Here is an 11,567-nt window from a genome sequence, read left to right as displayed (position 1 = left end):
GATCCCGGATGTCCACACCGCTCCGCAAGGCCGTACCAGACGAACAGACCCGCTCGAACCTTCAGGAGGAAGACTCGCCCGCGTCGAGCGCTGCCACGTTTCCTGATGGCCCCACAGCCGGGAGGAAGCGCGACCCAAAGGGCAACGATCTTGATTCGCGCTACGACGAGGTCGGCTACGGCGACATGATCCGAGCGCTCAACACGGTGCACTATGCGGGCGAGACGGCCTTCTACGGCACGGCGTCGCTCCGCCCATGCGAGGAAACACTGTTCGCCCGGTACGGACACGGAAGTCGGATCCTCGACGTCGGCTGCGGAGCGGGCCGGGTAACGCGAGCCGTCACCACCTTGGGCGGCAACATCACAGGCGTCGACGTCAACGGGGCGGCCCTGGGCGCGGCACGCGCATCGACTCCGCTGGCGACGTACGTCCATGCCAGCATGGCGGACCTTCCGTTCCCGGACGGCAACTTCGACCAGGTGTGGTGCCTACGGTTCTCGTTCAACGCCCTGCCAACCGTCGCCGAGCGGCAGGCGGCTCTCCGCGAGTTCTGGCGTGTGTGCGCACCTGGCGGGACCGTCATCGTCGAGGCGTTCAACTGGTACTTCCCCGGACGGTTCGGCCTGCTGCGGTTGGCCAATCGGCTGGACTCGGCAGCACGGCATCTGAAGTGGCTCGGCCAAGGGCGGCACGGCTCGTTGCCGCTGCCGCCGCGCGACATCATCTACCTGGCCAACAAAGCGTCCGGCGCGGCACCCGGCTACGCGCACCTGACCACCGTGGAGGAACTACGCCACTTGGTACGCGACGTCGGGCTCGCCGAGCACATGCAGGTGACCGACGAGGCGGGACTGATGGACGGAAGCCTGTCGCCGGTCCGTAACCGTCACCGCGGTTACTCGTCCTGGCTGCTGCTGAGCAAGCCCACAGGGTGTGCGCCATGAGGGTTCTGGAGTTCGGTGACCGGCGCCTTCACCTCGACGCGACAGCGGTGCGCCAACCGCACCTACAGCGATTCATCGACCGGATCAGTATCGATGGCGTACCGACGCCCGTTCGGTATCAGATGCGCATCGTCGAGGGAGAGCAGGCGGAACTACTGGTCGATGAGCAGACAGGCAGCGTGTCGCTCGTTGTTCCCAGCATGACGATGGTGTCCCCAACGGTCCTGGAGATTGCGATCTTGCAGGCTGGGGCGCGGTGCCTGGCCCTGCTGGGCACCGCCGACCGGCGTGTGCTGCTGCACGGCAGCGCCGTGACCGGCACCAACGATGGTCGGGCTGTCGCGGTCCTCGACGGCGGACTCGGGCAGGGCAAGACATCGCTGGCGTTGGGCCTGGCAAAGGCCGGCTGCGCCCTGCTCGTCGATGAGTTCACCTTCGTCACCTGTGACCGCGAGAAGATGGTCGTCGCCCCGGCACCACGGTTGCCCTGGCACGTACGCGCCGACATGGCCCCCTACCTGGCACCCGAACACCCCGACCACCGTCTCCTCTTCCCAGACCAGCTGGCACCAGTCGATACGGCCAAGACCGCGGCGAGCCTGGCGCTCATCGTCTTGCCGGACAACGGGATCCCCGCCGGCAAGCTGGAACAGATCGACCCCGCCCAGGCCGGCATCCTGCTGACCAGCGCGGTCACCGATCACGTCGCGAAACTGATTGACCCCAGCCTCGATCACGTCGGCATCTTCGATGATTCGAGCCAAGTCCGGTTCGCGTCTGGTTCCCCACTGCTGAACCGCAGAACGCAACTATGCACGCCGCCTCGCACTGTGCTCGACAGGTTGTCCCGTCTACCGACCTTCCGAGTCGGTATCGGGTCGCCTGCCGATATTGCCGCCAGCGTCGAGGCGGTCAAACATGCCATGGAGGCGCTGTGACAGCCCTGACTGCGCGGCGCGGGCTGATTCTGCTGGCCGGCACCAGCGAGAGCGGCAAGTCGACCGCCGGCATCCACCTGGCACAGCGCGGCGCACAACGGATCAAGATCCGTACGATCCTGCTGGCATTGACCTCCGGCACAGAGGTGCGGCACGAGGGAGTCTCCACCCGTGAAGGCTTCGATACGGACGAGTTCCTTTCGTCCCTCCACGAGCACGCCCGCACCGGGGCGGCCGGCATGGCCGTGGTGGAGAGCTTCATCGACGCCGAACTCGCCCACGCGACGAAGGCATCCTGGCCCGGTCCCGCCGCCATCGTCTTCATCACGGCAGCCGAGCCGCTACGCGTGAATCGCCTGGCTGCGGCCACCAACATCGACCACCCTGCGGCCCACGCTCTCATCAAGGCCAAAGACGCTCGGAAGCGAGTGACCGAGCAACTGCCCCGCTGGCGGCAGATCGCCGACCATTGGATCGACAACCGCCACGACCTCGCCCACTTCACGGCGACGCTGGACGACGTCTACACCGCGACCTGCCCTTCCATCACGAGGACGGAACACTCATGACACGGCTGTACTCCTCCGCTGGCGCGATCGTCGTCTCCTCGGACCTGCACCGTCCGCGGATGCTGCTGTTGGAGCAGATTCGCACCACCGGTGAGCGCCAGGTAGTCGCCCCGAAAGGGCGCATCGAGCCGGGCGAGTCGCCGCTGATCGCCGCCGCCCGGGAAGTATCGGAAGAGGCCGGGCTGCACGACATGCGCTACGTCGCCTACCTCGGACAGGAGGCATATCGCTTCACCGACCACGATGGCACTCCAGCGCGGAAGACCGTCGACTGGTTCCTATTCGCGGCCACCGATACGACCGCCACCGCCAGGCAGAGCGAAGGGTTCGTCGCCGCCCAATGGCACGACTTACCCGACGCGCTGACCGCCGCGAGCCACGCCAGCTTCCACAAGTACGTCCGACGGGCCGACGAGATCATCGCCTGGCGCCGCAGCGGCCCGCTCGACTACAGCGAGGCCCTCAGCCAAGCTGTGTGGGGCTTCAGCCGCCAGGCCAACGCCCTGCTCGCCAAGCATCCCGGTGCCGGTGCCGCCCTATGCGGCTCCGGCGCACGCGGCGACTTCATCGATGGCTGGAGCGACCTCGACCTCATCGCCTGGGGACTCGAACCCGCATCCCCGGCCGCGCTCGCCCTGCGCCAACTCGCCGACGAGGTCAGCCACCAAACCGGCATCCGCATCTCACTGCGCCTCGCCCGCTCCGACGACGCCAATGCCGACGGGATCAAGCGGCTGCATGCCATGAAGCTGCGCGCCGTCCTGCGTCGAACCCACATCGACGTTCCGATCGTGGCCGGCACCCCCACAGCGTCGCTGCCGGAAGTGCCCCACACCGCCGACCTGGCCGCCGATATCGGTCACCTGCTCGACTTCGCCCACCAGCGCCAGGCCGCAATACCCACCACCGACACCGACCGCGCTGATTGCGCCCGCCGTACCCTGGCGGTGCTGTCCAGCGCTGCCCGTCAAACCGTCCTCACCATTGGCACGCATGGATTACTCCGCTTGCCCGACGTCGTGGTGACCCTCGACCAGCACTGGCCCGGCACCGAGGCTGCGCGGCTCCTCGACGACTACGACGCCTTCCGCCGCACGGGTGCGGCCGACCTCATCCGAGCCGAGCAGCTCGCCAGTCAGGTGCCTGCAGCGTTGGAGGAACTACACCAGCTCGCAGCCGCCCGCGACGGTCGACGCACCACGATCCAGGCCACCTGAGCGGCGACATGATCGTCTTCATAGACGGCCCGGACGGCAGCGGCAAGTCCACCCTCATTGCCCACCTCGCCCCGGCCTTGGTCGCACACGGGCGTACCGTCACGCACGCACCGCCGCTGTGGACCTACCTGAACGAGCTGTCCGCACCGGAGGACTTCGCTCCCTGGGTACGGACAACACCAGGTATCCAGATTGCCCATGCACTACTCGAAGCCAAGGTACGCCGAATCGAATCGCTGGTCACGACAGCCGGAACCCGCCGCGCTCACGACGTCGTGCTCGTTGACCGTGGCCCCAAGACGGTCATCTGCTCCGCGCTGGCCCACCACAAGACCGGCATACCCTCGCCGGACAACCCTCGGCTGCGATCTCCGTCCACCGGCCAGCACCGTGCGCGACTCGAACAGCACATACGCCACCTCGTAGCCGTCGAAGCGTGCATGGCGATAGAGCTCCGGCTGCCGGAGCAGCCGGGAGGGCTGGACCTGATCCTCGCCCGGCTGTCGCAGCGTGAAGAATTGCCGCCTTCCTATGTCGGCTACCTCAAGGCGCTGGTAGCCGAAATGGCGACCTTCTCCTACACAGTCCTGCCACTGCTACCACTCGACGCCACGGCGGGCATCGCGGTCAACACCGAGGCGGGCCTCACGCCCGCGCCCAGCCGATTGGCCGCACCGTCGGATGCATAGGCTGGATAACCGAAGCAGACGCACGTAGCGCCGATTCCGTCACCGCTGGGCGGCCTGTCCTCCCGGGGCCACTCGTTTAACGAAACTTCCATCTGGCGGATGACCAGGTCGACGGCGGCCCGCTCGTGGTCGGGCGGGTAGTCGTAGCGGGCGAGCAGGCGGCGGAGCGCTGAGGCGGCGAGGTGCGGGTGTCGGAGTTCTGCAGGCGCTGCAAGGCGACTTCGTTGAGCTCGGTGATGCCGAGCTTGCCGAGGCCGGCTTCCTCGTAGATGTCGTTGATGTCGGCGGCGTCGACCACCTCGGCAGCGAGTTGGGAGAGGTAGCGGCTCAACTTGTGCCGTTTGGGCAATCCCTTGGCCCCCGCTCGGCGGATTCTTCCTTGACGATCCAAACCCGTACGTCGCGGAAGAAGTGGATGTCACGCCCAGGTGTTGGATGTCGCCGGCACGGTTGACGAAATCGCGGCTGGTGGCGCAGAGCGTGTAGAACCGTTCCAGCCGGCCCGCCGAGTCGCGGGACCGGGCGCTGCGCAAGCGCGAGGCGGTGCAGCACACCTTTGACTGGGTTGAGGACGGCTGGTAGCACTCACTCCTGTTCGAGCGCGGCCACGATGGCCCCAGCCAACTGTTCGATCCAGTCGATGGTCTGGGTCGTGGCCGCGGCATCGATCGGCCGCTTCCTCGGAGCGTTCTGGGGGTCCTCGTCGTACTCGTGCGCGATCTTGTTCCGTCGGCGGACAATCTCCCGAAGCTGTTGCTGCACCTCGATGCCGGAGGTCTTGACACCGTCACCGGCCTGCTCGCTGAGCACCCTCGCGACCCGGTCCCACAGCCCGTTGACGTTGCCCACCAGGGCGAAGCCTTCCCGGATCTTGTTCGGGTTCTGGTAGGTCAGGTGGCTGTGCGTCTGTCGCAACTGCTGGTCGAGCGCTTCGGCGAGGGTGAGCTTGCCCTGCTGGACCTGCTGGAACAGGCCGAGTGTCATCGAAAAGGCGCCGAATCCCTGGAACTTCTCCGCCGCGTCGGGCTGCTCCGCCAGCCGGCGCATCCGTTCCCTGATCTCTTGCCGCACCCAGTGGTCCAACGCGGCGACCGCCTGCACCCAGGCCGCCCGGAACACGTCGTCGACCTCGAACGCCCGCACCTTGAGCTGTGCCAGATGCTGACCCGCCGTAGCAAGGTTTCGCGCATAGTTGAGGTTGCGCTGGAGGTTGACGAACGGCCCGGACTCCTGGGCCGTCACCGGCTGGTCGGCGGCGGCGTCGGGCGCCTCCGGAGTCGCCCCGCCGAGCAGGCGGCGCATCCGCTCCACCACGTCGGGCTGGTTGATCCGGAAGATCGTGGCCAACGCCGGGAGGTTCAACAGTTCGGTTGCCAGCACCGATCGGGGCAGGTCGGTCCGTACCCAGTTCACCGGCCGGACGTGTCGCATCGTCCGTCCGAGATCCGCACGGTACTGGTATGACCCGGTGACCCAGCCGACGGCGACGTCTGGACTGGTGCGGCGCAGCAACAGAACGAGATCACCGACGCGCATCCGACTCCGGAAGGCGAATAGCTGAATAGCGTACGTGTCTGCGGACCTCGGCTCCACCTCCGGGTAGTTCGCCCGGACAACATCCTTGATGTCCTGCTGGGTGGAGCGTGACGTCAGGTCTCCGGCGGCCGACCAGCCGATCGAGATGATGTTGTGCTTGAAGATGCTTTTTTCGTAGTCATCTTCCCGCCCGGCCCGGACGATCCATGCTTCTGCCACGGCGCATGCCCATTCATGTTCCAGCAACTGTCACTCTGTGTTGGTGACGGGGAAACGGACCCGTTCGTCGTTCCATGGAGCGGGTGGGACCTCGGGAATGGCGGACATTGGGCGGGCACTCGCCCGCTCGCGATCGAGCACTGACCGCCATTCCTCCGGAGTGCCGACGACCATGAACGGTCCGATCGGCACCTCGACCGAGTCTTCGGCGATCCGCACCGGCACCGATTCACCCGCAATTTCCAGATCGCTGTCAAGACCGGCGATCCGGGCCGACTCGATCGCGTTCTCCAGGTCGGCCATCCGTGCCGAACCGGTCCAGTCGACCCCCTCGCCCGTGGCGATGAAGATCATCCGACCGTCCTCCCATGGACTCTCGTAGAGCGCGAGGTCAAGGGCGAGGCCCGTTGTCGAGTCACTGGGTACGGCTGACCCGGCATCGAGCCACGCCGGACGGAACCGGTCGAGCAGATCGTTCATCGCGCGGGCCAGCAGACTCCTGCGGATGGCCAGGAAGTCCCGGTACGCACCCGGATCACGCAACTCCTCGTCCAACGGCACCAGGTGGGCGGCCAACTCGTCCTTCGACAGCTCCGGGAAGTAGTCGGCCGGAGACCGTCCGGCGATTTTCTTGCTGGCCTTCCCGGAGATGAAGGCAAGGTTCGCCAGGTCGTTGATCTCGGCCTTCTCGTAGGCGTCGGCAAGGGTGGTCGGCGGGTGAATGTGGTGTTGCTCGATGCCCCGTTCGCTGTCCACGCCGGGCAGGATCTCGCTTCCGTACCACCAGTCGCGGGCGTCGTTCGATTGAGCGACGAGCAGACTAAGGAAGAAGTACGAGCTCTCCTTGGTGCGGCCCACGAGCGCCCGCTCGGTCACCTCGACCCGGGAGTGCTCGACGTCCAGGTTGTCCAAGAGGGCCCGCACGGCTCCGCCCCCCTTCTCCGCAGCCTGGATGTCCTGGCTGAGCCGAGTGTCCGTTGAGCCGCTGTAGCGGGTCCGCACAGTAGCGATCAGCAGCCAGTAGATGACGCCGTTGATGGTGTCCCTGTCGGTCGGCTCCTCGTCGGGCCTGCCGAGTACGACCACCAGCGGGATCAGCACCACCAGCGAGGGCAACGGATCGGATCGGGTCAACTTGAGCTGGGAGCGCAGCAGCGGCACCAACCGGCGTAGACCGCGCTGCACCACTGTCCAGCCCTGCGCCAGCTCTACATCCTTGGCCTGACGCAGCCGACTGTGAGAGTAGGCGGAGAGACCCCGACCGAGGACAACGCCGGCCAGCGCCCGGGAGAGAAAGTTGACGTCGATACCGCCGTAACCCTGGGATCGCCAGTAGTCGGCTTCCTGCTCCAGCTTGGCCAGCACTCCGGTCCATCGGGTAGAGAGCGTGGCCATGGCTAGGTCAAGCGTGCCTAGCCGACGACCACCACTGTTCACCCGTACGAAAATTTCCGCGACCTCCTCGTACGGGAAGCCCTTCAGCACTTCCATCATGAAGCGCCCGCTGCGCAGTTGCTTGACCTTGCTCAGACGTCGTTCGATCTCATGATCGGGAAGGGTGGTGCCCGCATCGAGCATCCGTTGCGTGATCCGCAACATGCTGGCCTCGGGGTTGAGTACGTCGTACACCTTGATCCATTTGGGATCTCGGCGGGTGGCGGCGCTCTGGTTCTGGAAGCGTTCCCCCTCCACGTTGAACACGATCTGGGCCTCTGGATGATCGGTGAAGACCCGGTGCAGCGAGGTGAGTCGCTGCTGTCCGTCGAGGAGAAACAGTGGGGGTCGCGTGGGTCGGACGTCGAGCCCGGTCACCGCCATCTCCCTGGTTTCCGGCATGTCGTTGGTCTGCCAGAACAGCAGTGACCCGAAGGGGTAGCCCCGATAGATCGAATCCATCAGCTTGGCGATCTGTGTCGGCTTCCAGACATACTCCCGCTGGATCTCCGGCAGCCGGATCTCTGCGCTCGAAATCTGGTCGATCAACTCTCCGATCGACCGCTCAGTTCGTTCGACGTGCACGGGGTGATGCCTCCACGGCGAGAGGAATTGATCATTCGTCTTCGAACTCGGCCTGCTCGAACCTTAAGGCACGGGCATTCTCCCGGACCGTACGCACCCGATCCACACTGAAGCCCGTCGCTTGGACCGCGGTGATCTCCACTGAAACGGTGAGTTCGACACCCGGGTCTGCCGTCAAATGCTGAAGCACCTCCCGATCTAGGTCGGTGAGCAGCTTCATGCGACGCAGCGGGTTGGGGTCAACGCGGTAAACGCCAAAGAACCGCCTCGGGCGCTGCGACGACGTCAGGGAATCATCTTGCTCCACCGGCTCGGAGCCACTGTCCTTCGGAAGGTGGATGACGCCCGGCACAACGACGTTGACCTCGAGGCCCTGCCGGCGAGCCTCTTCGGCCCGCCGCTCGGTGTTTTCCAAGTCCCGCTGGGCCCGCGCCCGTCCAGCGTCGACGATCAGTGTGGAGTCGACGATCTGGCCGAAACTGTCCTCGTGCGGCAGCGCCAGGCCAAGGTAACGCCCGTCGTTGTCGTCGTAGCCGACGGCCAGCGCGAACCCGGCCACCGTCCAGGCGAGTTCGTCCAGCACGTACCGCACCGCCGTATCGAGCACCTGCCGGTTCCGCAGCCGGGCCAGGTACGGGTACCGGCAGTAGAGTGCCCACAGCTCGCCGACGCTGATGTGCCCGCGTTCCCAGAGGGAACCGAGCCGCTTCGGGTCCTCCAGATCCAGCCGGATATTGCGCACCCCGTGCTGTACCCGTAGCAGGTCGGACTGCCGCAGCTTGGCGCTGGTTCGCGGCCCGAGACCGGCGGTGGAGCCCTCGGCCCGGACGGTTTCCCACTCCACCGGTCGGTCCGGTTGCGGCTGTACCGGGACGAGGGCGTAGATGTAGGTCTCGGGGATGCGCAGGTTGATCGCGTGGTCGGCCTCGGTACGACGGGTCTCGGCAAGCTTGCGCTGCGCCGTGTCGAGGTTGCGTTCATCGCGGGAGTTGTGGATCTGGTCCCAGGCGATGAACTGCCGGGCCGCCGTCTCCAGCTCGGCCACCCGCTTGTGGTCGGGGGCGAGGAAGACCAGCATGTTGCGGTTCACCCGTTGGGCGCTGCCCCGGGTGTCGAGCGCGTTGCGGGCGAAACCGATGGCCTCGGAGTCGGTCGCCCCGCGAGTGTGTGTGAAGCGGGGATGCAGGATGACCAGCCGGGCCTCGGGATCGTCGGGTATGTCGCCGCTGTCATCCGCGGCGGCGTGCACCTGGACGAAGTCGCCGGGGGTCGCCTGCTCCTTCCGTAGCCGGCGGACGATCAGTGCCCATGCCTCCTCCGGGCGCTCTCGCAGCCGGTCGGCAATGTCGGCGGCGGTCCGGGCGACCGACTCCTGGACGTCGTACCACCAGCGGCCCCGGTCGCTGTAGAGGTAGGTGGCGCGCTCACCGAGCAGGTGCAGGGCGGACCCGAAGTTGCCGACGACGTCGCCGGGGATCGCCACCCCCAGCCAGATCCGCTGCTGGTCGATGCCCTTGTGGCCGCTCTTGATGGTGGGTGCCGAACCGAGGAAGATCGTCCGCGCGATCCGCTGGGTGAGCGCCCGCTGCTGGAAGGCGGGGCGGGTGGCATCGATGGCGGCCGGGGTGGCCTGCGGGCCATCCACGTCCTTGTCAAGGATCGGTTTCCAGGAGTCTTCGAGATACTGGGTCAGCTCGTCCCGGGGAGCGGAGATGTCCAAGGGCACGCTGCCCGGCATGATCAGAGGGCCGGCATCGTTGGAGATCCAGAGCGTGTGGATCACCTTGCTCATCAGCCGCAACACGCCCCGGGTGCGCTGAAAGCGGTCCAGGGTGGACCAGTCGCCATAGAGCCGGTCGAACAGGTCCGGGTGGATCGGGTAGGCAGCCCGGATCCGCTGCTCGTACTCCCGCTCCGAGCATCCGCTGGGAAACTCGCCCTTGTGCTGGTGGTAGAACCGGGTGAACTGATGCGCGACGGCGGCGATGTCCCGCAGCGCGTCTCCGTTCGGGGTCTCGAAGAGCCGACGTCGCACGATCTCGAAAGACTCCTCGGCGCTGGCCGGTCGCCAGTTATCAGCGAGCCGGCGCACCACGTGCTGTAGCCGGTTGAGCGCCTCCTGGCCGTTAGGTCCGCCGACCTCCAGGTCCGTGGCGCGGTGCGAATCCTCCGGACGGTGCGAGGCCGGGATGGAGACGACCAGTAGCGCACCGGGCACCGCTGCGACCGCCTCGGTGAGGGTCTGGGCGAAGGTGAACTGGGTCTCGAACGTGCCGCCGGCCAGATCGTCGCGGCCGAACAGTTCGCGGGCGTAGGCCACCCACTCGTCGATCAGTATCACGCAGGGCGCGTAGGCGGCGATCAGCTCGGTCAGCGCGGCCCCGGGGTTGGTTCGGCTGGTGTCCGAGTCGGCGATGCTGTCATACGCTGCGCGCCCGCCGAGCTGCCAGGCCAGCTCTCCCCAGAGCGTATTGATTCGAGTGCCGTCCGGCTTCGCCGGCAGCCCGTGCGCGGCGAGCCGGTTGCCGACCAAGACCACCCGACGCACCCGTTCGCCAAGCTTGGTCAGGTCGCGGTCCGCGAGCAGCTCCTGCACATCCTGCGGGTACGCGGTGAGTGGCCGGCCGCAGAAGACGTGGTACAGCGCCAGCATCGAATGTGTCTTGCCGCCGCCGAAGTTGGTCTGGAGGTTGACCACCGGGCTGGCGTTGGCGTCGCCGGAGACCCGCCGCACTGCCCGGTCCAGCAGGTCCCGCAGCCCCTCGGTCAGGTAGGTGCGGCGGAAGAACTCGACCGGGTCGCCGTACTCGTCGCTGGCCGCGTCGCCGTGCGCAACGTGCCACAGGTCGGCAGCGAACTCGGCGGCGTGGAAGGCGTTCTCCCGAACGTCCTGATGTGGCACGACGACGTCGCGCCACGACTTGACTCCGAGCCCTTCGACGAGCCGGGCGGTGCTGCTCTTGGTGTCGCGGCGAGTTTCCTCGGCGTAGACCGCCCGCTGGTGCTCGATCTTGGCCCGGCGGACCGTCTCGGCCTGGTCGGCCGCGCCCATCGCCTGCAACAGCAGCTCGATGGTGTCGAGCGTACGGTAGGTCTCGTCGGCGCTGAACGGCTCGTGGTGGGCGACCTTGTTGCGGGCGTCCTTAAGCAGGCCGGCGAGGTTGCGGTGGCTGTGGCCGAGGACGCTGCTGAAAGCCCGCCACTCCTCTAGCAGCATCCGGATCTGGACCTGCGGATCCGACTTGTTAATGGTGGTACGGCGGCCGTGGCGCTGCTCGTCCCGGGCGACGATTACCGCCGTCCAGTCGTCCTTGCCGGAGGCCCGCATGTGGGCGGTCATGTGCTCGTCGACGAACGGGGCGGCACCCTCGGCGAAGAGTTCGAAGGCCCGGTTGACCCGGTCGCGATTGCTGATGGCCATGGGAGGGGAGTC

The 11,567-nt window shown here is 66.7% G+C and carries 9 protein-coding genes; 5 read left to right on the top strand and 4 right to left on the bottom strand.

Annotation, left to right across the window (positions count from 1 at the left end; translation table 11 throughout):
* Positions 1-8: 8 nt before the first annotated feature.
* From O7597_RS03545 to O7597_RS03525, 5 genes are read left to right on the top strand one after another with little or no spacing between them, the layout of a single operon-like run.
* Positions 9-947, top strand: a complete 939-nt coding sequence (locus tag O7597_RS03545) for a class I SAM-dependent methyltransferase (RefSeq protein ID WP_281582005.1) — start codon at positions 9-11, stop codon at positions 945-947.
* On the top strand, positions 944-1,885 hold the full coding sequence (locus O7597_RS03540; protein ID WP_281582004.1) for a hypothetical protein: 942 nt from the start codon (positions 944-946) through the stop codon (positions 1,883-1,885). The genes O7597_RS03545 and O7597_RS03540 overlap by 4 nt, the downstream gene beginning before the upstream one ends.
* On the top strand, positions 1,882-2,454 hold the full coding sequence (locus O7597_RS03535) for a hypothetical protein (protein ID WP_281582003.1): 573 nt from the start codon (positions 1,882-1,884) through the stop codon (positions 2,452-2,454). Before O7597_RS03540 ends, O7597_RS03535 begins: the two co-directional genes overlap by 4 nt.
* Positions 2,451-3,671, top strand: coding sequence for an NUDIX domain-containing protein (locus O7597_RS03530; RefSeq protein WP_281582002.1), 1,221 nt, complete (start codon positions 2,451-2,453; stop codon positions 3,669-3,671). Before O7597_RS03535 ends, O7597_RS03530 begins: the two co-directional genes overlap by 4 nt.
* An 8-nt stretch (positions 3,672-3,679) precedes the next feature.
* Positions 3,680-4,360, top strand: a complete 681-nt coding sequence (locus O7597_RS03525) for an AAA family ATPase (RefSeq protein ID WP_281582001.1) — start codon at positions 3,680-3,682, stop codon at positions 4,358-4,360.
* Positions 4,361-4,436: 76 nt separating this feature from the next.
* Here O7597_RS03525 and O7597_RS03520 read toward each other — a convergent pair whose 3' ends face one another.
* The 4 genes from O7597_RS03520 to O7597_RS03505 all read right to left on the bottom strand — a co-directional run bounded on the left by O7597_RS03520 (position 4,437) and on the right by O7597_RS03505 (position 11,555).
* Positions 4,437-4,691 carry a hypothetical protein gene (locus O7597_RS03520; protein WP_281582000.1) on the bottom strand — a complete coding sequence of 85 codons (255 nt, stop codon included), beginning with the start codon at positions 4,689-4,691 and terminating at the stop codon, positions 4,437-4,439.
* A 254-nt stretch (positions 4,692-4,945) separates the two neighbouring features.
* Positions 4,946-6,115: a hypothetical protein gene (locus O7597_RS03515; protein ID WP_281581999.1), complete on the bottom strand. Its 1,170-nt coding sequence runs from the start codon at positions 6,113-6,115 to the stop codon at positions 4,946-4,948.
* 30 nt (positions 6,116-6,145) lie between these two features.
* Positions 6,146-8,134: a DUF262 domain-containing protein gene (locus O7597_RS03510; RefSeq protein WP_281581998.1), complete on the bottom strand. Its 1,989-nt coding sequence runs from the start codon at positions 8,132-8,134 to the stop codon at positions 6,146-6,148.
* A gap of 31 nt (positions 8,135-8,165) precedes the next feature.
* Complete coding sequence (locus O7597_RS03505; RefSeq protein WP_281581997.1) at positions 8,166-11,555, bottom strand: Swt1 family HEPN domain-containing protein; 3,390 nt, start codon at positions 11,553-11,555, stop codon at positions 8,166-8,168.
* Between the last annotated feature and the right edge of the window lie 12 nt (positions 11,556-11,567).

The sequence above is a fragment of the Verrucosispora sp. WMMC514 genome (assembly GCF_027497295.1).
GTDB lineage: Bacteria > Actinomycetota > Actinomycetes > Mycobacteriales > Micromonosporaceae > Micromonospora > Micromonospora palythoicola.
The sequence above is the reverse complement of the archived record's forward strand: the minus strand, read 5'-3'. Positions and strand labels throughout refer to the sequence as shown.

Excerpts from the sequence above, each read along its gene's own strand:
- O7597_RS03545 (WP_281582005.1), top strand. The coding sequence starts at position 9 with ATGTCCACACCGCTCCGCAAGGCCGTACCAGACGAACAGACCCGCTCG.
- O7597_RS03540 (WP_281582004.1), top strand. The coding sequence starts at position 944 with ATGAGGGTTCTGGAGTTCGGTGACCGGCGCCTTCACCTCGACGCGACA.
- O7597_RS03530 (WP_281582002.1), top strand. The coding sequence starts at position 2,451 with ATGACACGGCTGTACTCCTCCGCTGGCGCGATCGTCGTCTCCTCGGAC.
- O7597_RS03525 (WP_281582001.1), top strand. The coding sequence starts at position 3,680 with ATGATCGTCTTCATAGACGGCCCGGACGGCAGCGGCAAGTCCACCCTC.
- O7597_RS03505 (WP_281581997.1), bottom strand. The coding sequence starts at position 11,555 with ATGGCCATCAGCAATCGCGACCGGGTCAACCGGGCCTTCGAACTCTTC.